The organism is Nocardioides halotolerans DSM 19273 (assembly GCF_000422805.1).
GTDB classification, from domain to species: domain Bacteria; phylum Actinomycetota; class Actinomycetes; order Propionibacteriales; family Nocardioidaceae; genus Nocardioides; species Nocardioides halotolerans.
In genome coordinates, this window is the sequence record NZ_KE383923.1 from 549,920 (window position 1) to 573,622 (window position 23,703).

General features: G+C 73.2%; 24 protein-coding genes. 9 read left to right on the forward strand and 15 right to left on the reverse strand.

Annotation, left to right across the window (positions count from 1 at the left end; translation table 11 throughout):
• Positions 1-175: 175 nt before the first annotated feature.
• Positions 176-640 (forward strand): DinB family protein, encoded by a 465-nt coding sequence (locus G514_RS0117500; RefSeq protein WP_169576483.1) that lies wholly within the window; start codon positions 176-178, stop codon positions 638-640.
• On the opposite strand, the gene G514_RS0117505 is transcribed toward G514_RS0117500, so the two are convergent.
• On the reverse strand, positions 641-1,744 hold the full coding sequence (locus G514_RS0117505) for a DNA glycosylase AlkZ-like family protein (protein ID WP_028652814.1): 1,104 nt from the start codon (positions 1,742-1,744) through the stop codon (positions 641-643). It abuts the gene before it with no gap.
• Positions 1,745-1,890: 146 nt separating this feature from the next.
• Between G514_RS0117505 and dapD the strand changes: the two genes are divergently transcribed.
• From dapD to G514_RS0117520, 3 genes are all read left to right on the forward strand, one after another.
• Positions 1,891-2,838 (forward strand): 2,3,4,5-tetrahydropyridine-2,6-dicarboxylate N-succinyltransferase, encoded by a 948-nt coding sequence (gene dapD / locus G514_RS0117510; RefSeq protein WP_028652815.1) that lies wholly within the window; start codon positions 1,891-1,893, stop codon positions 2,836-2,838.
• A 50-nt stretch (positions 2,839-2,888) separates the two neighbouring features.
• Complete coding sequence (locus G514_RS27470) at positions 2,889-3,845, forward strand: VldE C-terminal domain-containing protein (RefSeq protein ID WP_157544939.1); 957 nt, start codon at positions 2,889-2,891, stop codon at positions 3,843-3,845.
• Between the two features lie 170 nt (positions 3,846-4,015).
• Positions 4,016-4,195 (forward strand): DUF5999 family protein, encoded by a 180-nt coding sequence (locus G514_RS0117520; protein WP_028652816.1) that lies wholly within the window; start codon positions 4,016-4,018, stop codon positions 4,193-4,195.
• 13 nt (positions 4,196-4,208) lie between these two features.
• Here the strand turns inward: G514_RS0117520 and G514_RS27475 are convergent, their stop codons facing one another.
• The 3 genes from G514_RS27475 to fdxA form a co-directional block, all read right to left on the reverse strand.
• Positions 4,209-5,324, reverse strand: a complete 1,116-nt coding sequence (locus G514_RS27475; protein ID WP_051247636.1) for a GGDEF domain-containing protein — start codon at positions 5,322-5,324, stop codon at positions 4,209-4,211.
• Between the two features lie 116 nt (positions 5,325-5,440).
• Complete coding sequence (dapC, locus tag G514_RS0117530) at positions 5,441-6,544, reverse strand: succinyldiaminopimelate transaminase (RefSeq protein WP_028652817.1); 1,104 nt, start codon at positions 6,542-6,544, stop codon at positions 5,441-5,443.
• A 12-nt stretch (positions 6,545-6,556) separates the two neighbouring features.
• Positions 6,557-6,883, reverse strand: a complete 327-nt coding sequence (gene fdxA / locus G514_RS0117535) for a ferredoxin (protein ID WP_028652818.1) — start codon at positions 6,881-6,883, stop codon at positions 6,557-6,559.
• A 22-nt stretch (positions 6,884-6,905) separates the two neighbouring features.
• On the opposite strand from fdxA, the gene G514_RS0117540 reads away from it, so the two are divergent.
• Entirely contained in the window at positions 6,906-7,847 is a 942-nt protein-coding gene (locus G514_RS0117540; RefSeq protein WP_028652819.1) for a GNAT family N-acetyltransferase, read from the forward strand.
• Positions 7,848-8,034: 187 nt separating this feature from the next.
• A complete protein-coding gene (aspS, locus tag G514_RS0117545; protein ID WP_028652820.1) occupies positions 8,035-9,321 on the forward strand; it encodes an aspartate--tRNA(Asn) ligase in 1,287 nt (428 codons plus the stop codon).
• Positions 9,322-9,376: 55 nt separating this feature from the next.
• Here aspS and G514_RS0117550 read toward each other — a convergent pair whose 3' ends face one another.
• Genes G514_RS0117550 through G514_RS31190 form a run of 6 tightly spaced genes read right to left on the reverse strand, consistent with a single transcriptional unit; the run spans position 9,377 to position 14,793 of the window.
• Entirely contained in the window at positions 9,377-10,216 is an 840-nt protein-coding gene (locus G514_RS0117550; RefSeq protein ID WP_028652821.1) for an esterase/lipase family protein, read from the reverse strand.
• Between the two features lie 29 nt (positions 10,217-10,245).
• Entirely contained in the window at positions 10,246-11,397 is a 1,152-nt protein-coding gene (locus G514_RS0117555; RefSeq protein WP_051247638.1) for a WD40/YVTN/BNR-like repeat-containing protein, read from the reverse strand.
• 9 nt (positions 11,398-11,406) lie between these two features.
• Entirely contained in the window at positions 11,407-13,071 is a 1,665-nt protein-coding gene (locus tag G514_RS27480) for a VanW family protein (RefSeq protein ID WP_157544941.1), read from the reverse strand.
• Between the two features lie 22 nt (positions 13,072-13,093).
• Positions 13,094-13,468: a hypothetical protein gene (locus G514_RS27485; protein ID WP_036565115.1), complete on the reverse strand. Its 375-nt coding sequence runs from the start codon at positions 13,466-13,468 to the stop codon at positions 13,094-13,096.
• Positions 13,469-13,471: 3 nt separating this feature from the next.
• Positions 13,472-14,398: an N-acetyl-1-D-myo-inositol-2-amino-2-deoxy-alpha-D-glucopyranoside deacetylase gene (gene mshB / locus G514_RS0117570; RefSeq protein WP_028652823.1), complete on the reverse strand. Its 927-nt coding sequence runs from the start codon at positions 14,396-14,398 to the stop codon at positions 13,472-13,474.
• Positions 14,395-14,793 carry a (deoxy)nucleoside triphosphate pyrophosphohydrolase gene (locus G514_RS31190; RefSeq protein WP_036565116.1) on the reverse strand — a complete coding sequence of 133 codons (399 nt, stop codon included), beginning with the start codon at positions 14,791-14,793 and terminating at the stop codon, positions 14,395-14,397. Before G514_RS31190 ends, mshB begins: the two co-directional genes overlap by 4 nt.
• A gap of 15 nt (positions 14,794-14,808) precedes the next feature.
• Between G514_RS31190 and G514_RS31195 the strand changes: the two genes are divergently transcribed.
• Entirely contained in the window at positions 14,809-15,840 is a 1,032-nt protein-coding gene (locus G514_RS31195; RefSeq protein ID WP_028652825.1) for a hypothetical protein, read from the forward strand.
• 393 nt (positions 15,841-16,233) lie between these two features.
• On the opposite strand, the gene G514_RS0117585 is transcribed toward G514_RS31195, so the two are convergent.
• Positions 16,234-17,076, reverse strand: coding sequence for a thioesterase family protein (locus G514_RS0117585; protein ID WP_245582251.1), 843 nt, complete (start codon positions 17,074-17,076; stop codon positions 16,234-16,236).
• Positions 17,067-17,444 carry a VOC family protein gene (locus G514_RS0117590; protein ID WP_036565120.1) on the reverse strand — a complete coding sequence of 126 codons (378 nt, stop codon included), beginning with the start codon at positions 17,442-17,444 and terminating at the stop codon, positions 17,067-17,069. The genes G514_RS0117585 and G514_RS0117590 overlap by 10 nt, the downstream gene beginning before the upstream one ends.
• 165 nt (positions 17,445-17,609) lie before the next feature.
• On the opposite strand from G514_RS0117590, the gene G514_RS0117595 reads away from it, so the two are divergent.
• Entirely contained in the window at positions 17,610-18,368 is a 759-nt protein-coding gene (locus tag G514_RS0117595; protein ID WP_028652828.1) for a GNAT family N-acetyltransferase, read from the forward strand.
• Between the two features lie 20 nt (positions 18,369-18,388).
• Here G514_RS0117595 and G514_RS0117600 read toward each other — a convergent pair whose 3' ends face one another.
• Together G514_RS0117600 and G514_RS0117605 are read right to left on the reverse strand one after the other, a co-directional pair.
• Positions 18,389-19,201 (reverse strand): glycoside hydrolase family 16 protein, encoded by an 813-nt coding sequence (locus G514_RS0117600; RefSeq protein WP_028652829.1) that lies wholly within the window; start codon positions 19,199-19,201, stop codon positions 18,389-18,391.
• 125 nt (positions 19,202-19,326) lie between these two features.
• Positions 19,327-21,468 (reverse strand): DEAD/DEAH box helicase, encoded by a 2,142-nt coding sequence (locus G514_RS0117605; RefSeq protein WP_028652830.1) that lies wholly within the window; start codon positions 21,466-21,468, stop codon positions 19,327-19,329.
• A gap of 285 nt (positions 21,469-21,753) precedes the next feature.
• Between G514_RS0117605 and G514_RS27490 the strand changes: the two genes are divergently transcribed.
• The gene (locus tag G514_RS27490) at positions 21,754-22,206 is read left to right on the forward strand and encodes a MarR family winged helix-turn-helix transcriptional regulator (protein WP_036565125.1); all 453 of its coding nucleotides are present in this window, start codon (positions 21,754-21,756) and stop codon (positions 22,204-22,206) included.
• On the opposite strand, the gene G514_RS27495 is transcribed toward G514_RS27490, so the two are convergent.
• The gene (locus G514_RS27495) at positions 22,148-23,623 is read right to left on the reverse strand and encodes an MFS transporter (RefSeq protein WP_245582252.1); all 1,476 of its coding nucleotides are present in this window, start codon (positions 23,621-23,623) and stop codon (positions 22,148-22,150) included. The genes G514_RS27490 and G514_RS27495 overlap by 59 nt on opposite strands.
• Positions 23,624-23,703 lie beyond the last annotated feature (80 nt).

Here is a 23,703-nt window from a genome sequence, read left to right on the forward strand (position 1 = left end):
CATTGTGGACCCGAGAGCAGGACGTCGCCATCGTGCCGAGGACCGCGCCGGCACCGCCGTCCCTCTCCACAGGCCGCCCGCCCGGGCCTATCCGGACGCCGTTCGTCCTGATGGAGTGATTGGCTGGGGCCATGAGCGACGTGTGGTGGACGGGACGATGACCGAGCTGGAGAGCATGAGGCGCTGGTTGGGAGACCTCCGCGCGAGCGTGGAGCGGAAGGCCGAGGGCCTGTCAGCTGACCAGCTGGCCGCCCGCGCCGTGCCGCCGTCCGGGCTGTCGGTGCTCGGGCTGGTCAGGCACCTCGCGCAGATGGAGCACTACTGGTTCGTGCTGACCCTCTCGCGGGCCGACGAGCCGCAGCTCTTCGTGCCCGACGGCGACTGGGACGCGCAGTTCCGCGACGCCGTCGCCGACGACGCCGTGGTAGCCGAGGCGTTCGAGACCTGGCGGTCACAGTGCGCCCGATCCGACGGCGTCCTCGACGGGCTCGACGCGAGCGACCTGGAGTTCGTCTGGGACCCCGACGACCGCACCGGCTCGGTGCGCGGCGCGCTCACGCAGGTGGTCTACGAGTACGCGCGCCACCTGGGCCACCTCGACCTGCTCCGCGAGGCGATCGACGGCCGGACCGGCGAGTAGTCAGTCGACGTACATGACCTCGAGGCCGAGCCAGCCGGCCAGGTCGTCGATCTCGGCAGCGACGGCGACGCGGGTCTCCTCGGACCAGTCGAAGTCCTCGTGGACCTTGTCGACGCGCAGCACGCCCTCGGCCGGCTCGGCGGTGGCGTCGAGCTTTCCGACCAGCAGGTCGCCGTGGAGGATCGGAAGCGCGTAGTAGCCCCAGATGCGCTGCTCGACCGGCTTGTACATCTCGAGCAGGTAGTCGAACTCGAAGAGCTGGTCGAGGCGCTTGCGGTCCTGGACGAGGCGGTCGAACGGCGAGAGCAGCGCGGCCCGGCCCTCGAACGGCCGGTCGAGCAGCGTCGGCTCGACCCGCCACTCCCCCTTCACGCCCTCGACGACCGCCGGCTCGCCGGCCTCGCCGACGTGGTGGGGCTCGCCGGGCTGCTCGGCGAAGCGCGCGCGTGCCAGCCCGAGCGCGCGAAGCCGCCGGGCGTTGCGCGTCGCGAGCGCCTCGTCGGGGTCGGGCACGGGGTCGTCGGGGTAGATCCGCTCGGCGAGGTCCCACAGCTTCTGGCGGCCCTCGCGCCCGGCCGCCGCGACCTCGCCGCGGGCGACCATCTGCTTGAGCAGCATCTGGACGTTCTTGTTGTTGTTCCACCCCGACGACGGCCACGGCACCTCGCAGGTGTCCTCGAATGCGCTGGTCGGCAGCGGACCCTCGCGCCGCAGCTCGTCGAGGATCTCGCGCCGGCAGCCGTCGTTGGTCTCGACCCACCGGGCGATGTCGCGCTGCCACTCCTTGAGCGGCTCGCGGCCGGGCCAGATCGACATCTCGGCACGGAACAGCGCGAGGTCCTCGCTGGGCCGCAGGTAGCCCTGGTGCTCGATGACCACCTGCTGATCGACGAGGTCGACGAGCTCGGCGCGGTCGTACGCCGACCCGAGCCGGCTCCACAGCACGAGGTCGGCGCTCGGCACGCTCAGCGGCGCGGTCGGCTCGGCCTGCAGCACGGTGAGGTGCCGGATGACCTCGAGCACGCTGCCGGGGCGCGGCGCGTCGAGCAGTTGCGCCTGCACGCAGATGCGCCGGGCGTCGGCCTTCGAGAGCTCGTGGACCACGCGGTGACGGTAGACGTTGGCGTCGACAGACGGGACTGCCCGCACGAAACTGGCGCTGACCGGTTGGAGTTCCTTGCGGTCAGCGCCAGTTTCACCGGGTACCCGGTGAAACGCGCCGCCGCCGACCGCCCATAGGATTCGCCGGGATGAGCGAGACACCCACCAACGCCTGGGGGCACGCCCTGGTCACCCTCGACGAGGGCGGGGCCGTGCTCGACGCGTGGTTCCCGGCGCCGGGGCTGGGCGCGGCCGACGGGAGCGACGCGCCGGCCGAGCTCGCGGCGCTGGCCGGGCCCGACGACGTGCGCCGGGTGACCCGCGAGGTCCGGCTCGTGGAGGTCGCGGACCTGCAGGCCCCGCCCGCCTCCACCGAGGACGCCTGGCTGCGGCTCCACCTGCTCAGCCACCGCATCGTGCGGCCCAGGACGGTCTCCGTGGACGGCATCTTCGGCGTCCTGACCAACGTCGTGTGGACCAGCGCCGGCCCGTGCGCGGTGGCCGGCTTCGAGCAGACCCGGGCGCGGCTGATGGCGACCGGCGCGCGGGTGACCGTCTACGGCGTCGACAAGTTCCCGCGGATGGTCGACTACGTGCTGCCCACCGGCGTCCGCATCGGCGACGCCGACCGGGTCCGGCTCGGCGCCCACCTCGCCGAGGGCACCACCGTCATGCACGAGGGGTTCGTCAACTACAACGCCGGCACGCTCGGCACCTCGATGGTCGAGGGCCGGATCTCGGCCCACGTCGTCGTCGACGCCGACTCCGACGTCGGTGGCGGCGCCTCGATCATGGGCACGCTCTCCGGCGGCGGCACCGAGGTGATCTCGATCGGCAAGCGCTGCCTCGTCGGCGCGAACGCCGGCCTCGGCATCTCGCTCGGCGACGACTGCGTCGTCGAGGCCGGCTGCTACGTCACCGCCGGCACCAAGGTCACGGTGCAGGACACCGACGGCACGTCGCGGGTGGTCAAGGCGCTGGAGCTGTCGGGCGTCGACAACGTGCTCTTCCGCCGCAACTCGGTCACCGGCGCGGTCGAGGCGGTGCCGTGGCGCAGCGACGGCGTGGCCCTCAACGCCGCGCTGCACGCCAACTGACCCCGGCTGACCAGGGCAGGGACTTGGACTGATCCCCGACACTTGCCCGCGTGAGGCGTCGGGGGGTCGTGGCCATCGGCATCGCCGTGGTCGCGCTGCTCGCCGGGGTCGGCTGGTTCGCGGTCCGGCAGGACGTCGTGCCGTGGCTCGCCCCCGACCAGTGCACCGCCGAGACGGGCGACCACAGCGTGGTCCTGGAGCCGTCGCAGGCGAGGTACGCCGGCCTGATCACCGCGATCGCCGTGCAGCGCGGGCTGCCGGCGCGGGCGGCCTCCATCGCGCTCGCCGTCGCCTACCAGGAGTCCGGCCTGCGCAACCTCGACGGCGGCGACCGCGACTCCGCCGGGCTCTTCCAGCAGCGCCCCTCCCAGGGCTGGGGCACCGAGGAGGAGGTGCGCGACCCGGTCCACGCCGCGAACGCCTTCTACGACGCGCTGGTGAAGGTCGACGGCTACCAGCAGCTCGACATCACGGTGGCGGCGCAGGAGGTCCAGCGGTCCGGCTTCCCGGACGCCTACGCCGACCACGAGGCCGACGCCCGCGCGCTGGCCTCCGCCTTGACCGGCAACTCGCCCGAGGGGTTCAGCTGCCGGCTCGGCGAGAGCGACGACGGGCCGACGGCGCTGGCGGACTCCGGGCTGACGGCCCGCGCGGACGCCGTACGCCGCGACCTCCTCGCCCGCTTCCCCGACCTGCCGCTCGGCGGCTTCGAACCGGGCGGGGTCTCGACCGGGCACATGCAGGGCTCGGCCCACTACGACGGCCGCGCGATCGACGCGTTCGTCCGTCCGGTCTCGCCGGCCAACCGGACGCGGGGCTGGGTGATCGCGCACTACCTCGTCAGCCAGGCCGACCGGCTCTCGGTGCGGACGGTGATCTTCGACGACCGGATCTGGACGGCGGGGCGGAGGTCCGGGGACGGCTGGCGCGACTACGACCCGCCCGAGAGCTCGGGTGACCCGGCCGTCCTGGAGCACCGCGACCACGTCCACGTCGACGTGTTCTGAGCGCGCGCATTGACACGTTCGGGCCACGTCCACCAGGCGCGACTGGTCCGTTCGGAGGATTTCCACCGCGATTGCGGCACAGCGCGTGCGCCGGTCCCCCTCGAGGAGTACAACAGAGTTGGAACGTTCGAACCCCGGCAGGGATCGGACATGGGGAGAGGGAATCGAACATGTGCAGCCACACACCGGCGTGTCCGGACGCGCACGACACCAACTGCTACGGCGCCCACGTCGTCTCCGACCGCAGCGGCCAGGGCTGGTGCCGCCTCTGCAACGGCATCATCCTCTTCGACGACGGGCACTACCTGACGCCCGAGGGCGACGACGAGCTGGTGGGCTCGTCCTCCTGAGCCGAGCCGTCCCTCAGACCGCGGGCATCGGCTGGGCGACCACCCGGTCGCGCCCGCTCCGCTTGGCCTCGTAGAGCGCCGAGTCCGCGGCGACGTAGAGCGCGTGGGCGTCCGAGCCGTGGGTCGGTGCGTGCGCGAGGCCGGCGCTCACCGAGACCTTCACCAGCTCGCCGACGTCGAGCTGGAAGCCGTGGGTCCGCACGAGCTGGTTGATCTCCTCGGCGCGACGCACCGCCGTGTCGTAGGTGCAGCGCGGCAGCAGCACCGCGATCTCGTCGCCACCGAGGCGGCAGACGACGTCGCCGCGGCGCGAGCCGTCGACGAGCAGCTCGGACAGCTGGACCAGGATCCGGTCGCCGCCGGGGTGGCCGAACCGGTCGTTGAGCGACTTGAAGTCGTCGACGTCGATCAGCACCAGCGAGGTGCCCTCCTCGCCATCGGGATGGGCGAGCACCACGTCGAGCGCCTCGTCGAAGGCGCGCCGGGTGACCAGGCCGGTCAGCGGGTCGATGAGCGCGAGCCGCCCCAGCTCGGCGACGAGCGCCGCCTGGCGCTCGGCGCCGCGGACCAGCATCACCGCCACGGTCACGAGCGCGGCCGCCGTGTAGGAGCTGTCCAGGAGCGCCTGCCGGACCGGCAGCTGGCTGAAGACCACGACCAGCTCGCCCGCCAGCGCGAGCGCGGTCATGAGGACGGCCCCCTGGCGCGGCAGCATGGCGGCGGCGTACACGATCGGGAACACGAAGAAGATCTGGGCCGACACCGAGGCGTCGTGGGTCGCGAGGTCGACGAACACGATCACCGCGATCGCCGTGATCGGGCACAGCGCCCAGGCCAGCCGGCTCGCCTCGTCGAAGAACCACGCCGCGATGCTCATCAGGCCCGCCACGACCAGCGCGAGGACCGCGAGGGCCGTGATCGTGGGGTTCGCCTCGCGCATCTGCGCGGGGGCGAGCGGCAGCGTCAGGACGGTGACGGCGACGCCGACCGCACACAGCGCCGAGACCGTGCGCGCCGCGACGCGGTGGTCGCGGGGACGCATCCAGGTCAGCAGCCGGTCGTACGGCGTGCGGACGGCGCTGGGCACCGAGGCCTCCGCCTGGAACGCAGGCGCGTGCGCCAGGTCCATCCTTGCTCCCCACTGTCCACGGGCGCCGCGTCCGACGGTGCGCCTCGTCCCGTTTCCTCAGGGTAGGTGGGCCCGTCGGGGCCCGCCGGGGAATGAGGAGACCTCACCCGGAAGGGTCAGGCGAGGCGGCGAACGGCGGACTCGACCCGCTCGTCGGTGGCGGTGAACGCGATGCGCACGTGCCTGGCACCCGTGGCGCCGTAGAAGTCTCCGGGCGCCGCCAGGATGCCGCGCTCGGCGAGCCAGTCGACGGTGTCCCAGCAGCTCTCGTCGGCCCCGTCGACCGGGCGCCGGGCCCAGAGGTAGAGCGACGCCTCGGAGTGGTCGATCTCGAACCCCGCGCCCTGGAGCGCAGCCCGGAGCGCCGTGCGTCGCGCGGCGTAGCGCGCGTGCTGCTCCCGCGCGTGGGCGGTGTCGGACAGCGCGGCGGCCATCGCGACCTGCTGGGGGCCGGGCATGATCAGGCCGAGGTTCTTGCGGACGGCCAGCAGCTCGCCGACCAGCCGCCGGTCACCGGCGACGAACGCGCAGCGGTAGCCCGCCAGGTTGGACCGCTTGGAGAGCGAGTGGACGGCGAGGATCCCGTCGACGGAGTCGCCGCAGACCGACGGGTGCAGCACCGAGACCGGCTCCGCCTCCCAGGCGCACTCGAGGTAGCACTCGTCGGAGACGAGGAGCGTGCCGCGCTCCCGGCACCAGTCGACGACCTTGCGCAGGTGCTCGGGGGGCAGCACCCGTCCGGTGGGGTTCGACGGCGAGTTGAGCCACAGCAGCGCCGGCCGCTCCGGGCCGAGGCTCGTGAGCGAGTCCCTGGCCACCCACCGGGCGCCGGCCAGGGCCGCGCCGACGGCGTAGGTCGGGTAGGCCAGCTCGGGGACGACGACCAGGTCGTCGGCACCGATGCCCAGATGCACCGCGAGCGTCGCGATGAGCTCCTTCGACCCGATCGCCGGCAGGACCTGGTCGAGACCGAGCCCGGTGACGCCGTGCGACGACATCCAGTCGAGCGCGGCCTGACGCGTGGAGGCGAGGCCGATCGTCGTGGGGTAGCCGGGCGCGTCGGCGGCCGCGCGCAGGGCCTCCTGGACGACCTCCGGCGTGGGGTCGACGGGCGTGCCGATGGAGAGGTCGACGATGCCGTCGGGGTGGGCCCGGGCGCGCTCGGCCTGCGCGGTGAGCTTGTCCCAGGGGAAGTCGGGAAGACGCGAGGAGACGGTCAGGGCCGGCCCTGACTACTCGTCGTGCTCCTGCGGCGGGAGCGCCGCCACCAGCTCGTGGTCGTGGTCGATCTCGCCCATCTTCGCGGCGCCGCCGGGCGACCCGATCTCGTCGAAGAAGTGGACGTTGGCGTCGTAGAAGCCCTTCCACTGCTCCGGCGTGTCGTCCTCGTAGAAGATGGCCTCCACGGGGCAGACCGGCTCGCAGGCTCCGCAGTCGACGCACTCATCGGGGTGGATGTAGAGCATCCGCTTGCCTTCGTAGATGCAGTCGACCGGACACTCGTCGACGCAGGCCCGGTCCTTGAGGTCGACACAGGGCTGAGCGATCACGTACGTCACGGGGTCAGCCTAGTATCCCGTCGTGTCGTCGCCCGGCAGTGCCCACCACCTGGGTGCTCACCAGCTGGGTCCGCACGTCGTCGGCCAGCGGGTCGTCGTACGCCGGGTGGTGCCCGGCGAGACCGGCCCCACCGGCGGGCCGGCCATGACCGACGTGCTCGGGACGTGCACCGCGTGGGGCCACGGCACCTGTGTGGTCGTGCCCGACGGCAAGGGCTCCCACGAGCCGGTGACGATCCGGATCGCCGACATCGTCTCGGGCAAGCCGGTGCCGCCCCGGCCCTCGACCCGACACCGGGTGGCGCCCGCCGACGCACAGCGACGCGCGCTGGCGCTGTGGCCGGACCTCGAGACCGAGCCGCTCGGGGAGTGGCTGCTGCGCAGCTCGCGCACCTCCACCGCGCGCCGGGCCAACTCCGTGCTCGCGATGGAGCCCTCCGGCGTCGCGGACGACTACGAGCGGGTGGTGGCCCACTACGAATCGCTCGGCCAGCGCCCCATCGCCGCGGTGCTGCCGGGGTCGGCGGAGGACGAGCTGTTCCGTGGCCACGACTGGGTGCTGGAGAGCCACGACCACGACACCGTCTTCGAGCTCGCGGGGGTCGCCGCGGCCAGGCGCGCGCTCCGCGGCGTCCCGCTGCCCGAGGCGGCCGTGGCGCTCGACGGCGACGACGGGCTGGTGACCGCCGAGCTGCGCGGTCACGACGGGCGGGTGCTCGCCACCGGAGTGGCCGCCTGTCGCGACGACTGGGTCGGGTTCCGCAGCATCGAGGTCGACCCGGCCGAGCGCGGCCGCGGGCTCGGCCTGCTCGTGATGGCCGAGCTGCTCGGGTGGGGCGCCGAGCGCGGGGCCACGACGGCGTACCTCCAGGTGCTGGGCGACAACGCCCCCGCGCACCGCCTCTACGACGGCCTCGGGTTCGTCGAGCACCACCGCTACCGCTACCTCGCCGCGCCCCGATAACCGATTTCCAGCTCGGCCGGGTCGGTCCTAGCCTTGGTCGCGGCGAGCGTGAGGAGTGACGCCCCCGAGACAGCGCCCGCCGACCAACGAGGCCGACCAGCACGACCGGAGTCGGCGAAGGTGTGGTGGCACCGCGACCTTGCCCCCGCCCACACCTCCAGGGCTGTCCCGCTACTGGAGGTGAACGATGAGACGAACGACGACGGCCGAGCTCCCGCAGGCCACGCCCGGCGAACCGGTCCGGCTTCAGGGCTGGGTGCACCGGTGCCGCGAGCTCGCCACGGTGTCCTTCCTGGTCGTGCGCGACCGGACCGGCCTGGCGCAGGTCGTGCTCAGGCCCGACGAGCCGGCCGGGACCGAGCTCCCGCCGGAGGAGACGCCGGTCGAGGTGGTCGGCACCGCGACCGCGAACCCGCAGGCGCCTGGTGGCGTCGAGGTCACGGCGCCGGTGGTCCGTGCCCTGTCCGACCCCGCCGAGACGCCGGCGGTCGAGCTCTGGCGGCCGCGGCTCGACGCCGGCCTGCCCACCCTGCTCGACCACGCGGCGACCACGTGGCGACACCCCCGCCAGCGGGCGGTCTGGGACCTCGCCGCCGCGAGCCTGCAGGGGTTCCGCTCGACGCTCGACGGCAGCGGGTTCACCGAGGTGCACTCCCCCAAGCTCGTCGAGTCGGCCACGGAGTCCGGCGCCAACGTGTTCGAGGTCGACTACTTCGGCCGTCCGGCGTACCTCGCCCAGAGCCCGCAGTTCTACAAACAGGTGCTGGTCGGCGTCTTCGAGCGCGTCTACGAGGTCGGTCCGGTGTTCCGCGCCGAGCCGCACGACACGGTGCGGCACCTCGCGGAGTACGTCAGCCTCGACGTCGAGCTCGGCTTCATCGAGGACCACCACGAGGTCGTCGACTGCCTGCGCGACGTGGTCGCCGGGATGGTCGCTTCGATCCACGAGCGGGCCGGCCACGCGGTCGGCAAGCTCGGGATCGACGTGCCGCAGGTGCCCGAGAAGCTCCCGGTGCTGCACTTCCGCGAGGCCTTGGAGATCGCCGGCGCGCCGGCCGACGAGCCCGACCTGGCGCCGTCGCACGAGCGCGCGCTCGGCGAGTGGGCGATGGCCGAGCACGGCAGCGACTTCGTGGTCGTGCACGGCTACCCGACCGCCCACCGGGCGTTCTACAGCCATCCCGACCCGGACGACCCGCACTGGTCGCGCTCGTTCGACCTGATCTTCCGGGGGCTCGAGCTGGTCAGCGGCGCGCAGCGGCTGCACCGCTACGACGACTACGTGCGCACCCTCGAGGAGCGCGGCTACGCCTACGCGCCGTACGCGTCGTACGTCGAGGCCTTCCGTCGCGGCATCCCGCCGCACGGCGGCTTCGCGATCGGCCTCGAGCGCTGGGTCGCCCGCCTCACCGGCGCCGCCAACATCCGCGAGGTCACGCTGTTCCCGCGAGACCTGCACCGCCTGGCGCCCTGACCATCGACGTGGTCGTCGACCCGGCGCGAACTTCGCGCCGGGTCGACCTCGGCGGTCAGCAGGCAGGACGGAAGGCCGGGTCGGCGGGGCCCTTGCGGCCGAGGGCGTCGAGCACGAGCTGGATGGCGACCTGGTCGGTCGGGATGTTGAGGTGCTCGGAGAGGTCGTAGGCGCACAGGTCCTGGAGGGTGATGTTGGTCGTCCTCCGGCCCGGGGCGAGGTACGCCGAGAGGTAGGGCGTCACGACCTCGTCGTAGCGCGTGGTGATCTGGGTGTAGCTCACCCTGCCGGGCGTCTCGTCGCCGGCGTTGAGCCGGGTGAGGAACGGCGAGCCGGCCGACTGCTGGAGGCACGCAGGGCAGACGATCCCGAACACCGCCTCGGTCAGCGGGTTGCCCGGGCCGGTGTCGTTGGTGCCGTGGTTGGACGGCACCAGGCCGATCAGGTCGTCGACGGTGCGCTTCCCGCCCAGGAACTTCACGTAGTAGCGCGGCATCATGCCGCCCTGCGAGTGCCCGATCATCGAGACCTTGCGAGCCCCGGTGGCGGCCAGCACCCGGTCGGTGAACGACTTCAGGGTCTGGGCCGAGGTCGGGATGTCCTGCGTGCCGCGGTTGCCGTAGTCGAGCGAGAAGACGCAGTAGCCCCGGGTCAGGAGGGCGTTGGAGAGGTTCTCGAGCAGGTGCTTGCGGTCACCGAACGTCCCGTGGACGAGCACCACCGGGCGCGGGCGCGCCCTGGTCGGGGTGCAGCTCCAGTCGTTGACGCCCGCCACGTCGCCCTCGGGGCTGGTCGGCAGCGGGACCGGCAGCCCGTCGGCCGACGCCGGCGCCGGAGTGGCGAACCCGGCGCCGATCAGGCACGCCGCGACCAGGGACCCGAGCAGAGCACGCATGTCGGCCCAACGAGCGGGCCGACCCCCGGCTACGCCTTCCGGAGCCCGGCGAGCAGCGCCACGCGCCCGTCGGACCCCGACGCCCAGCACGCGCCGTCGCCGGTGCACTCGACGGAGTCGAAGGCGCCGCGGCGCACGCGCTGCCACGTGGCGCCTGCGTCGAAGGAGACGTCGGTGCCGGTCGGCCCGACCGCGACCACGCCCTTCGACGGCGAGCCGGTGGCCGCGGAGCGCGGCAGGAACGCCGAGCCGGAGCGGTAGCCGCGCAGGTCGCCGCCCGCGGTCCAGGTGGCGCCGCCGTCGTGGGAGTACGCCGAGGTGTCGGCGGTCTTGTCCGGCTTCTCGAAGTCGCCACCCACGGCGACCAGCGTGCGGGGGTCGCGCGCGGCGAGCGAGAAGATGCCGCCCGCGTCGCTGCGCACGACCGGCGTGTCGGTGACGGTCCAGGTCCGGCCCCGGTCGGTGGAGTGGAAGACCCGGGCAGCGGCGCCGCCCGACGCGATCCACGCGTCGGACCTGCCGGCGGTCACCAGGCAGGTGCCGCTCGCGGCGAAGCCGAACTCGCCGTCGAGGGCCGGCGGCATCCCGGAGGCCGGCCGCTTCTTCCAGGACCGGCCGCCGTCGGAGGTGACGAGGACCCGGAACTTGCCGTGCACCGGGTCGCTCATGGCCAGCCCGTGGCGCCGGTCCCAGAAGCCGAGGCAGTCGTAGAACGCGGCCTTCGAGTGGTTGCGGAAGCCCTGCTTCCACGTGCGGCCGCCGTCGTCGGTGCGGTAGATCCGCGAGTCGCCCGCCGACCCGATCGACAGGATCACCGCGTGACGGGAGTCCCACGCCTCGATGTCGCGGAACTCCAGGTCGGTGGTGTCACCGCCCGGCGACACGTCCTTCCAGTGCCTGCCGCCGTCGCCGGTGCGCAGCACGGTGCCCTCGGTGCCGCTCACCCACGCGATCTTGCGGGTGACCGGCGCCAGACCGCGGAACTGCGCGTCGGTGCCGGTCTGCACGTCCCGCCAGGACAGGCCGGTGCGGGTCTTGGCGTCGGCCGGGCTGTGCGCCTGGGCCGACGGCGGGGCCAGGCTCACGAGGGACGCGAGCAGGGCCAGGGAGAGCAGTGTCGTGACGAGTAGTGGCAGCGAGCGCGGCCGCGCGCGTGGCAGCGTCAGGGATCCCGAGATCATGCGGCCAACTTACGCCCCGGGCACCGCCTGGCAGACCACGGCCGGCAGCGGCTGGTAGGTCGTGGTCACGGTGTCGGTGCGCACCGGCGTCGGGTCTCCGGCCCGGGTGACGGTGCGCACGAGGTCGACGGTGAAGCCGTCCGCGCCGGCGCTCGGCACGCACGCCGGGTCGGCGCTCGGGACGGTCGTCCGCGGCGTCGGCGCGTAGCGGGCGCTGGTCGAGGCGCTGACGTCGTACTCCTTGGTCGACCACGCGTCGACCACCACCGAGCCCGGCGTGCCCGGCGCTCCCGGCACGAGCCGCGCCGACAGCAGCACGCCGTGCGTGGAGTCGTTGCGCAGCTGCAGGTCGTGGGTGGCGTCGACCATCGCGTCGCGGCCCTCGGGCAGACCGTCGGCGTACGCCGCGGAGCCGGTCCGCGTGACGTCGACCAGCCCGGCCAGGAAGCCGGCGTTCCAGGTGGCCGTGGCGAGGCGCGTGCCGGAGCCGTTGACCGGGCCGACCCGGCCGTTGAACGAGAACGTGTCGCCCGGGCGCAGCAGCGCCCCCGAGAGCCGGTTGACCGCGTCGGCGAACGACGGGCCGACCGTCGACGGCACCGAGACCGTGAAGTTGGCGACGGGCTCGGTCACCCCGAGGCGCTTGGCGTCCCTGGTCGTGAACGCCGCCTTGGTCGCGGTGCCCGTGACGGGCACCGTCCGCGCCGCGCCGGAGGCCGTGACGCCCTGGAGGAACGCAGCGGCGACCCCGGCCTCGTCGTAGGTCTGGCCGGCCACCGCCTTGACCACCGTGGGGGCGCCGTCCTGCAGCGCGACCGTGGCGTCGACCGGCTGGGTGGCCTGGGCGTCGGGGACGACGAGCGCGGCGAGCCCGGCCATGTCGACGTCGAGGGCGAGGGTGCCCTCGCGGTCCACCAGGCTGAGGAGGTCGGCGTACTGACGCGGCTGGAGGGTGACCTGCGAGCCGGCGAACGCCAGCGTGACCGGCCCGGAGACCGCCGGGTTGGCGATCGTGGCGAGGGCGTTGTCGAGGTCGGCCTGGTCGACGTCGGGCTGGCGCAGGAGCAGCGGCAGCCGCACCGCCGAGACGCCGTCGGCGTAGCTCGCGACCAGCGCCAGACGCGCGTGCTCGTGGTCGATCTGCACGCCGTTCTGGGGCGGGGTGAGCGCGATCCGGCCGCCGGACAGCGAGATGCCGGCGTCGCGGGCCGGCTGCCCGGCCCGCTGGTCGAGCGCGGAGAGCAGCGAGTCGAGCTTGCGGTCGTCGACCTCGACGACCGGCGCCAGGTCGTCGCCGCCGCCGTAGTAGCGCCAGAGCTCGCGGGGGTCCCAGCTCCGGGGGTGCAGGGCCTGCGCGACCGTCGCGGCGTAGTCGACGGACAGGCCTGCGTCGGCGGGCGCGACCTGGGTGACCACCGTGCCGGCCGCCACCGTGATCGGCTGCTGGCCGTGGGTCCGCAGGCCGCGGGCGAGCGCCGAGGCGGCGGCGGTCGCGTCGCGGCCTCCGATGTCGACGCCGGCCACCGTGGTGCCGCGCGGGACCTTGCCGTTCGCACCGGCGTACGCCGCCACCCAGGCGCCGGCGCTCATGGCGAGCACGACGAGCAGGATCAGCACGACGGCCTGCCCGCCCTCGGCCTCGTGGCCGACTCCGCGTCGTCTCGTGCGCCTCACAGGTTCACTGTAGGAACAGGAGTCACTCCACAGGTGCTTTTGCGCCGGAAGTTCGCGCACTGGTGCGCGACGCGCCCCCACCGGGCCGCGGCAGCGTGGCGATGGTGACGCAGAGGACGAGCAGCGCCAGCCCGAGCACGACGTAGCCCTGACCGGTGGAGGCGACGAGGTAGTCGCCCTCGCCACGCCGGACCGCGAACATCGCGATCGTGCCGACGAACCCGAGCGCCAGGGGCAGCCGCAGCGCCCAGCCCGGCGGGGTGGCGAGGAGCAGCAGCACGGTGGCCGCCGCCGCGAGCACCAGCCCCCACCACCACTGGTAGACCGCGACGGTGCCGACGGCCGTCCCGATGCCCGCCAGCAGCGTCACCGGGGCCAGCCGGACACCGTCGCCCATGCGTCAGGCCTGGAGCTCGACGCCCGCGAACAGGTCGGACTCCAGGCCGTCGTCGCCGAGCTCGCCACGCGTGCCCTTGGCGATCCGGAAGAACTCCTCGCCCCACAGCTGGTTGCCCTCGTTGTTGGAGAGCGCGAAGAAGGGCCCGTCGAGCTGGATCTGCGTGGGGTAAGCGCGCATGGCGTCCATCTTCTGGTCGAGGTGGGCCGAGCCGTCGACGCGCGCGGCGAGGTTGTCGTCGGAGGTGATGAACGGCGGCAGCTGGCCGTCGGGGTCGATCCCCTCGAACGTCGTCGTGTCGCCGGCGTCGCGGAGCGCCCGGAGGCTCGCCCGCATCCGGCTCTCGGACATCGCGCCCCAGTAGATCTTGGCGATGTCCCACGGCTCGCCGAGGTCACGGGAGTACGACGGCACCGCGGCCAGGTGCGCGGCGTAGGTCGCCACGCGGTGGGCCTGGATGTGGTCGGGGTGGCCGTAGCCGCCGAACTGGTCGTAGGTGACGAGCACCTGCGGTCGCACCTCGCGGATCACCCGGACGAGGTGGTCGGCGGCCTCGGTGAGGTCGGCGTTCCAGAAGGCGTTGTCGTGGAGGGTGTCGGCCGGGATGGCGTAGCCGTCGTCGTGCCACTTCATGCCGGAGTCGCGGTAGGTCTGGAACCCGCCGAGCCAGCGGTGGTCGGTGACGCCGAGGACCCTCATCGCGTCGGCGATCTCGCCACGACGGTGCTCGCCGAGCTTGTCCTCCTGGTCGGCGGCTAGGTGCGCCAGCTCGGGCACCAGGATCTCGCCCATCTCGCCGGCCGTGCAGGTCACCAACGTGACGCCGGCGCCCTCCGCGACGTAGCGCGCCATCGTCGCGCCCTGCCCGATGGACTCGTCGTCGGGGTGGGCGTGGACGAGGAGCAGGCGCTTGTCGGGTCGGTCGGTCACCTCTCCAGCGTAGAGATGAGCGCGGACAGCTCGGCCAGGAAGGGTCGGTCGGGCTCCAGCCAGTCGACCTCGCCGAGCTCGTCGGCACCGAGCCACCGGACAGCGTCGTGCTCGGTCGGCACCGGCTCACCGTCGTCGGCCGTCGCGACCGCGACCCGCAGCAGGTGGGTCTCGCCGATCGGCGCCTCGCCCTCGAGCCAGCGCTCGACGGTGATCCGCAGGCCGAGCTCCTCACGCACCTCGCGGACCAGCGAGGCGTCGTCGGTCTCGCCCGGCTCGACCTTGCCGCCGGGGAGCTCCCACCGACCCGCCGCGGCTGCGGGCGCCGTACGCCGCGCGGCGAGCACGCGACCGTCCCTGACGATCGCGGCGCCGACCACGACCCGTCGCTCCACATCTACAGTCAACACGTGACGTCGACCCCGGGCTCCCCCGGCGTGCACCTGCTCCGCACCGAGGAGAACGTCGCCGAGATCGACGCCCTCGCCGAGCGGCTCGGGGGCCGCGTCGGCCTTCCGTCGCTCCTCCGGGACCTCAACCGCCGCGCCCGGCGCACCCTCGCGCCCGGGCTCGCCGTGCACCGGGCGCTCACCTGGGACCGCGCGGACCGGCGCGACCCCCTCTGGTGGCCGCAGGGCATCTCGACCTCCGCCGACGCCTCGGACACCGAGGACGTCGAGGGCCGCCGGGTGCTGGTGGTCTCGTGGTACGCCAAGGACGACCGGGGCGCCCGCGTGACATTCCTCGACCTGGCCACCCGGCGCTACCGCCACGTCCTGCTCGTCGAGCCCGTCGTCGTCGACGGCCGGGTGGACATCAAGCCGCTCAAGGTGCACGCCGGCGGGCTGGTGTGGCACGGCCCGTACCTCCACGTCGCCGCCACCGCCCGCGGCGTCTACACCTGCCGGCTCGACGACCTGCTGCGGGTGCCCGACGACGGGCCGGTGCACACCCACGGCTACCGCTACGTGCTGCCGCTGCGGTTCGCCTACAAGGCGGTCACCGACGAGGGCCTCGAGCGGCTGCGCTACTCCTTCCTCTCCCTCGACCGGTCCAGCTCGCCGGCCGAGCTGGTGGTCGGCGAGTACGGCGGCACCAGCCAGACGCGTCGACTGGCGCGGTTCGCCCTCGACCCGGAGACGCAGTTCCTCGCGGTCGGCGAGGACGGCGTCTCGCGCCCGGCCGTGGTCGACGACGGCGGCGTGGTGCGCACCCAGGGCGCGGCGGTGGCGCACGGTCGCTGGTACCTCACCCGCTCCACCGGACCGTGGGTCCCCGGCTCGATCTACGTCGGCACGCCCGGCGACTTCCGCCGGCACCGCTGGGCCACGCCCATGGGGCCCGAGGACATCGCCTGGTGGCCCTCGACGGACCTGCTCTGGTCGGTCACCGAGCACCCCCGACGCCGGTGGGTCTACAGCATGAAGCGGTCGCGGTTCTGATACCCCCGCTAGCTTCGGCCCCCTCTGGATACCCCCGCGAGCTTCGGCCCCCAATCCGCGGCGCCAGCTTCGCGGCGCCTCGCTCGCTGGCCCTCGCGCGGCGCGAGCGCCAAGGCCCGGAGGCCGATCGCGGGGCGCCTCGCTGCGCTCGGAAAAACCGGGTCGCTTCGCTCCCACCGCTCCCATTGCTTCACCCCCGCGAGCTTCGGCCCCCAATCCGCGGCGCCAGCTTCGCGGCGCCTCGCTCGCTGCACTCGCTGCGGCGCGGGCGCCGCGGCTCGGAGGCCGATCGCGGGGCGCCTCGCTGCGCTCGGACAAACCGGGTCGCTGCGCTCCCACGCTCCCATTGCGCTACCTGATCCCCCGCGAGCTTCGGGGGTGCCTCGCTGCGGTTCACATCGGCCGGGGAAGCAGCGCGAGCTGGCGGCTCTGGGCGACCAGGCGGCCGGCGGAGTCCCAGATCTCGCAGTCCTCCTCGAACATGCCGGCGGCCAGGTTGCGGGTCTCGTGGCGGACCTTCAGCCACCCGGGCGCGGGGTGGGCGCGCACGTGCACGGTCAGCTCCAGGGTCGGTGCCCAGCCGGGCATGCCGAGGTCGAAGGTGACGGGCGGCAGGACGTCGCAGACGGTCAGGAGCGACAGCGCGTCGATCGCGCGGCCGTCGGGCCACTGGAACCAGCCCGCGATCACGCCGGTCATCCCGGGCTCGCCCTCGCCCCACGCCGCGTGGGCCGGGTCGAGCCGGAGGTCGAAGCGGTCGAGCATCGGCACGAACGCGCGGATCTCCTCGGGAGAGTCGCTGGTGCGGATGCAGTCGTCCGGTGGCGGCAGCGCCGGCTCGGTCGCAGTGGTGCGGACGTCGGGCGCGCGTTCCGCGAACCGGGCCAGGTCGCCGCAGGTGGCGAGCGCGGTGATCCGGGTGGCGCCGTCCTGCACCACCTCCACAGCGGCTGTCGCGACCGACCCACCCTCGCGGCGTACGTCGACCGCCACCGTGGCCGGCCCCGGCGTCGAGGCGGACACGTAGTGCGCGCTGACCGCGACCGGGTCCGGCTTGGCGGGCAGGGCCGCACGCAGGGCCTGGCCCATCACGGCGAGCAGGTAGCCGCCGTTGAGCCCGCCGCCCACGACCCAGCCCGCCGACAGCTCGGCGGCGTACCGGCCCTCGCCGTCGGGCGAGACCGCCGTCGACCGGTCGAACTCGAAGTCCGCCGGGGCCGGCTCGGTCACTCCCACGTGCGTGCCTCCCGCTCGAAGTCGTCGCCCGTCTGGACGGGGACGACACAGAAGACGACCCCGGCCGGGTCCTGCAGGATCGTGTAGCCCCTGCGCTCCTCGACGATCGTCGCCCCGAGCGCCCGCACGCGGGCCACCTCGGCCGGCACGTCGTCGGTCTCGATGTCGAGGTGCACCCGCGGCTGCGTGCCGGGACCGGTGCGCTGGGCGGCGAGGTGCAGCGAGCCCGTCGTGCCGAGGGAGTGGTATTCCGGCGAGTCCTCCCGCACCGGAGTCACGCCCTGGACCCCCGCCCAGAACGCCAGGCCCTCCGCCGCGTGCTCCTCGGGATGGTCGACCAGGACGATGCCGATCCGAGAGCGATGCATGGGCAGAACCGTACTGACCCCGTCCCGACGGTGAGGATCCGCTCTTCGGTCCCCGCCCGGCGGCCCGGTCGCCGAGGGCCGTGTCTCTCGATTGCTGGTGGAGGCCGCCAGCGCGTGATCTGGCGCCGCAGTGAATTGAGGGACATGGCCTAGGCTCTCCCGGCGATGCCCACCCCTCATGACGAGTCCGAGCGCGCCCTGGCGGAGTTCTGGACCGCGTACGTCGACGGCGGCAGGGGCGGGGCGGGCTACCTCCTCCGGCACTGGCGGGACTCGTGGGCGGCGTTCCGTGCGGTACGGCGGCTGCCGGTGGTCGAGGCGCGGCCCTCGGACACCCCCGGAGGCCGGGCGGTGCGCCGGGTGCTGGCCGGTCGGGCGGCGTACGGCGTGCCCAGCCGGCTGCTCGGCACCGCGGTCCTCGAGGTGCCAGCGTCGGGCGAGGACTACCTCGTCGGCCGCCGCGCCCAGACCCTCCGCCGCAAGATCCGCTCCGCCGAGCGACACGGCCTCCGGGTCCGCACCATCGACGACGACCACGAGCGCCGCACCCTGGTCGAGGTCGCCAACCACGCCGAGCGGCACCACGTCGACCCGTCCTACCGCGTGCCGGACCCGAGCAACGCCGACCTCCTCGACCACGACGTGTGGCTCACCGTCGACGACGCGGACGGGCACCCGCTCCTGCTCGCGGTGGCTCCCCGTGACGGCGAGCTCGCCACGCTGCGCTACTTCCGCACCCTCGGTGCCGGCGACGCGCACAGCGACGCGCGCTACCTGGCCACCGCCGCCCTCGTGGCCGAGCTGTCCCGCCACGGCGTGCGCTACTTGCTCGACACCGCGACACCCGCCGAGCAGACCAACGGGCTGCGCCACTTCCAGCGCATGGTCGGCTTCCGCTACGTAAGAGTCCGGTTGATGGGTTGAGCTGGAACGACGCAATTGGATCAGGCGTAGACCCGAACCCAGTCGACGACCAGCTCCTGCGGGAACGTCAGGCTGTCGGGCACGTCGCCCCCGAGCACGCCGCCGATCGCGAGGTTGAGGATCAGGTAGAACGGCCTGTCGAAGGCCCAGTCGCCCTCGGCCTCGACCTCGTCGCGGGTGACGGTGCCGTACTCCTCGCCGTCGAGGTACCAGCTGATCGTGTCGTCGCTCCACTCGACGGCGTAGGTGTGCATGTCGGCGCTCAGCAGCGTGTCGCTGTCAGTGTCGGCCTGGAGGAACCAGTGGTCACCAGCGTCGTCGGCCCCGTGGACGGTGCCGATCACGTGCGACCGGTCGCGCCCGACGTACTCCATCGCGTCGATCTCGCCCACCGCCGGCCACTCGACGTCGTCGTCCTCGCCCATGGCCCAGAACGCCGGCCAGGTGCCGACCCCGGGCGGCATCTTGGCGCGGATCTCGAACCGCGCATGCTCCCAGCTCTCGATGCCCTGGGTCGTCAACCGCGCCGAGGTGATGTCGCGGTACCAGCCGTCGGCGCAGTTGCCCGACTCCTTGTTGGCCGAGATCACGAGGTAGCCGTTGCCGTCGGTGTGCACGTTCTCGACGCTGTCGGTGTAGCACTGCTTCTCGTCGTCGGTGGCGTCGGCGAACTGCTCGAGGCGCCACCTGGCCGGATCGGGCAGCTCGCCGTTGGCGCCGTCGAAGTCGTCGCTCCAGACGAGCGTGCGCTCCGGCTCGGCGTCGTCGCAGGCGCTCAGCACGGACGCGCAGGCGAGCAGCGTCACCGCGACGGCCAGCACGCGTCGTGGCACCCGTCCGCCTCCCCCGTGATCCTCCGCCGGCGGCTGCCGGCCGCGACTGCTCGATGGCCGAGCACACTGTAGTTGGGACCGTCGGGCCCCGAGCCGAATCGGACCGGCCGACCCGCGACGACCGGTCAGGCGACCCGCTCGCGCTCCTCGAGCGCCTCGGTGAGCAGCGCGACCAGCGCCTCGAGCTGGATGTCGACCGAGGAGCCGACCTCCTCGTCGGAGCCGTCGAGCGCGCGGGCGGCGAGCCCGGCCTTGCTGTCGATCAGCTCGGCGATCTTGGTGTCGATCGTCTGCGAGGCGATGATCCGCCACGCGGTCACGGGCTCGGCCTGACCGATGCGGTGCACGCGGTCGATCGCCTGCGTCTGCTCGGCGTCGGTCCAGGAGAGCTCGGCGAGGACGACGTTGGACGAGATCTGGAGGTTGATGCCGACGCCGGCCGCCATCAGCGAGCAGACGATGATCTGCACGTCGGGGTCCTCCTGGAAGGACTTGATGGCCTGCTCGCGCGCCTTCGGCGTCTGGTCGCCGCGGATCTCGGAGTAGCGGATGCCGCGCTTGGCGAAGGTGTCGCCGGCGAGGTCCATGACGTCGACGTGCTTGGCGAAGAACACGACCTTGCCGACGTTGCGCGCCAGCTGCGCGGCGTAGTCGGCCGCGAGGCCGGCCTTGGCCTGGCCGATCCGGCGCAGCATTGTGAAGACGTTGTCGCCGTCCTTGGTGGTCGTCGTGGTGTCCTCGCGCTCCCAGGTGGCGACCCGGCGGACCAGCTCGTGGTCGATCCCGTCGACGACCGACGGCGTACGACGCGTGGCGATCGCCATGTCGTAGCGCTCCAGCAGCCGGCGGGCGAGCTCGCGCTCGGCCTCGCGGATGGAGCGGCCGATGTCGTCGTCGAGCTCGACGGGCAGGTCGGCGATCCGGCGGGCCGGGATGTCGGCCGCGACGTCGACCTTGCGGCGGCGCACGATGCCCATCTCGACGACGCTGTTGCGGGCGGCGGGGTAGAAGCCCGGGTCGGCCGGGGTCAGCCCGGTCTCCTCGAGCTTGTCCATCAGCTTCGCCAGCGGCTTCTTGTCGTCGATCCAGCCGAGGTACTCCCAGATCGCGTGGAAGTCCTCGATGTCGTTGATCAGCGGCGTGCCGGTCAGCGCGAAGAGCAGGGGCCGGGCGGTGCGGGCCCGGATCCGCTCGGAGAGGTGCAGGACGTTCTGCGACCGCTGCGACTGCTTGTTCTTGATGAAGTGCGCCTCGTCGACCACCATCGTGCGGAAGCCGAACTCGCCGAGCCAGCCGACGTGGCGGTCGAGGATCTCGTAGTTGACGACCACGATGTCGGCGAAGCCGTTGACGTCGTCGCCGTCGCCGTGGATGACGGTCACCGGGCGGTTGGGGGTCCAGATCGAGGCCTCGCGCGCCCAGTTGGTCTTCACGACGTTGGGCACGACGGCCAGCAGCGGGAAGGCGTCGGCCGCCTGCGCGGCGAGCAGCGCCTGTGCGGTCTTGCCGAGGCCGGGTTCGTCGGCGAGGAGGAACGTGCGGTGGCCGTCGGCGGCGGCCTGGATCAGCTGGGCCTGGTGGAGCATCAGCTCGAGGCCCGCGGGCAGCCGGATGTCGCGCGGCTCGGGCAGCGGCATGCAGGCCGCGCCGCCGCCGTACTCGAAGGAGCGGAACAGCGGTCCGAGGAGCTCCCACGTCGCCAGCCGGCGCGCCTTGGGACGGCGCTCGTCGGCGGCGGAGAAGTCGGGCGGGAGGAACGGGTTGGAGAGGCGGCGCTGGATGACCGACTGGGGGACCACGCGCCGGTCGACGACCGCGAGCAGCTCGCTCTCGTCGGCCTCGGGCTCGGGCTCCTCCTCGAGCTCCATGCCGGCGGAGGCGATCATCTCGCGGCGCAGCTCCTTGGCCGCGTCGGAGACGACGGCGTCCTCGGCGAGGAGGGCGAGCAGCGTGGTGTCGCTGGCGGCGGTCTTGGCGAGGATGGTGGCGACGCCGTCGAGCCGCTTGAGCTGGTCGGCCTTCTTCGACTCGGTGAGCTCGGTGTCGGCCTTGATGCGGGCCCGCTCCTCGCGGACCAGCAGCGCCACGACCTGGAACTTGGTGCGGGCGGACGGCGAGACCGGCCCGCGCTGCGAGCGCGCCTCGACCTCACGGACGGCGCGCGCGAGCACCGGGATGATGCCCTCGTTGTCACCGTGCCGGCGTCCGTTGCGCTGGCTGGCCTGGGTCCGGGTGTTCCCGGACTGGCGTTGGCCTCGTCTGGCCAAGGTCTCCCTTTCGAACGCCGCCCCGCGCGGGACGGCACTGCCTGGCACCGCACCTGGCCCGGGCCGACTGGCCTGGACGGAGGAGGCGGGCTTTCGCCATGTGGAGGGACCTGGCTCGGCCCCCCGAGCGATGCGGCACCTGATCGGCGCCTCACCAGCCGTGCGACGGCCGGTGTTCTGCGCGCCAATATACCTCTCCGCGCCACGACGCGCGCGTCGGTGGAGCAGACCCGGCCGCCGGCGTCCGCGCCGGAGCGGTCCCGCACGCGGCTAGCCTCGTCCGGGATGGACGACGACCGGGTGCTGCGCCAGCTCGGCGACGAGCTGATGCGCCTGACGCGCAGGCGCTCGCAGGACTACCCCGGCTCCGAGCTGGACGCGTCGGCGTTCCGGCTCCTCTGGCTGCTCACCGAGGGGCCGCCGCGCACGCTGCGCGAGCTGGCCGACGAGCTCCAGCTCGACCAGTCGACGGTCAACCGGCAGGTCAACGCGGCGATCAAGCACGGCCTCGTGGAGCGCTACGCCGTGCCGGACAGCTCGAGCCGGCTGCTGCGGCCGACCGATGCGGGCCGGGCGGCGTACGTCCACGACGGGGCCCTGCGTGCCGAGGTCTACCAGGGCGTGCTCGACGAGCTCGGCCCCGATCGCGCCGAGGCGCTGGTCGCCGAGCTGCGCGAGCTCAACGACGGGCTGGACCGGGCACACTCGCGGCTGCGAGTGGAGCCGCCTCCGGGGTGAGCGCGTCGGCCGACCGCCCGGGGACGAAGGCCGCGATCGCGACCCCCAGGAAGGCCGCCGCTGCGCCGAGGGCGAAGCACCACTCGAAGGCGTTCTCGCTCGGGAACGGGAAGCCTCCGACCGTCGTGGTGGACGTGGTGAGCACGGTGGCCATCACCGCCGCGGCCAGGGTCGTGCCGACCGAGCGCATCAGGGCGTTGACCCCCACTGCGCTCGCCGCCTCGTTGACGGGGACCGCATCGAGGATGAGCGTCGGCATGGCGGCGTACCCGATGCCGACGCCCGCGGAGGCGACGATGCAGGCGAGCATGACCTGCCACGGGGCGGACATGAGGAAGAAGCCGACCAGGTAGCCGCCGCCGAGCACGGTCGCCCCGATCATCAGCGTGCGCTTGGCCCCCAACCGCTGCATCAGGCGGGCCGAGACCGGCGCGAAGAGCAGCATCATCAGCCCGGACGGCGCCATCCAGAGCCCCGCCTCGAGGATCGACTGGCCGAGGCCGTAGCCGGTGACCTGCGGGATCTGGAGCAGCTGCGGCCCGACGATGGCCTGCGCCATCATCCCGAAGCCGATCGCGATCGCGGCGACGTTGGTCATCAGCACGGGCAGGCGCGCGGTGGTGCGCAGGTCGACGAGCGGCTCGGTGGTGCGGACCTGGTAGAGGCCCCAGACGAGGAGGACCACGAGGCCGACCGCCATGGCGCCGAGCGTGCGCGCGTCGGTCCAGCCCCAGGTGCTGGCCTTCGTGACCCCGACGAGGAAGGTCACGAGACCGATGGCCAGGCCGATCGCGCCACCGACGTCGAACCGACCCGGTGCGGCGTCCTGGACGTGCGGCACGAGGAACCACGTCGCGGCGAGCACCGCGCCCGCGAGCGCGGCCGAGACCCAGAAGAGGGCGTGCCAGCTCCAGCTCTGCGCGACGAACGCCGAGAGCGGCAGGCCGATCGCGCCGCCGACGCCGAGCGTCGCGCTCATGGCGGCGATGGCGGTGCCGGTCAGGTGCGGCGGCGTGATCTCGCGCATGAGCGAGATGCCGACCGGGATGAATCCCATGGCGAGGCCCTGCATGGCTCGGCCGACGAGCATCGGCGCCAGCGACCCGGAGAGCGCGCAGATGACCGACGCCACCAGCAGCAGGACCGTGCTCGCGGCGATCACCCGCTGCTTGCCGTAGAGGTCGGCCAGCCGGCCCGCCGTCGGCATCGCGACGCCACCGGCGAGCAGCGTGATCGTGATGACCCACGCGGCGTTCGCGCCGGAGGTGTGCAGGAGCTGGGGCAGCTCGGTCTGGATCGGGATCAGGAGCGTCTGCGTGAGCGACGCGGTCAGCCCGCCGAAGCACAGCACGACCACCGGCAGCATCGGGTGCTCGCGCAGCAGTCGGGTCGGGACCACGCTCGTCTCGTCGGACACGTGTGCAGGGTACATGTGGTTGCCGCATGCAACTACTCGGCGGCGCATCCATGGACCTGCATCTCAGCGGTTGCACTTCG

Excerpts from the sequence above, each read along its gene's own strand:
- G514_RS0117500 (WP_169576483.1), top strand. The coding sequence starts at position 176 with ATGAGGCGCTGGTTGGGAGACCTCCGCGCGAGCGTGGAGCGGAAGGCC.
- dapD (WP_028652815.1), top strand. The coding sequence starts at position 1,891 with ATGAGCGAGACACCCACCAACGCCTGGGGGCACGCCCTGGTCACCCTC.
- G514_RS0117520 (WP_028652816.1), top strand. The coding sequence starts at position 4,016 with ATGTGCAGCCACACACCGGCGTGTCCGGACGCGCACGACACCAACTGC.
- G514_RS27475 (WP_051247636.1), bottom strand. The coding sequence starts at position 5,324 with ATGGACCTGGCGCACGCGCCTGCGTTCCAGGCGGAGGCCTCGGTGCCC.
- aspS (WP_028652820.1), top strand. The coding sequence starts at position 8,035 with ATGAGACGAACGACGACGGCCGAGCTCCCGCAGGCCACGCCCGGCGAA.
- G514_RS0117550 (WP_028652821.1), bottom strand. The coding sequence starts at position 10,216 with ATGCGTGCTCTGCTCGGGTCCCTGGTCGCGGCGTGCCTGATCGGCGCC.
- G514_RS0117555 (WP_051247638.1), bottom strand. The coding sequence starts at position 11,397 with ATGATCTCGGGATCCCTGACGCTGCCACGCGCGCGGCCGCGCTCGCTG.
- G514_RS27485 (WP_036565115.1), bottom strand. The coding sequence starts at position 13,468 with ATGGGCGACGGTGTCCGGCTGGCCCCGGTGACGCTGCTGGCGGGCATC.
- G514_RS0117590 (WP_036565120.1), bottom strand. The coding sequence starts at position 17,444 with ATGCATCGCTCTCGGATCGGCATCGTCCTGGTCGACCATCCCGAGGAG.
- G514_RS0117595 (WP_028652828.1), top strand. The coding sequence starts at position 17,610 with ATGCCCACCCCTCATGACGAGTCCGAGCGCGCCCTGGCGGAGTTCTGG.
- G514_RS27490 (WP_036565125.1), top strand. The coding sequence starts at position 21,754 with ATGGACGACGACCGGGTGCTGCGCCAGCTCGGCGACGAGCTGATGCGC.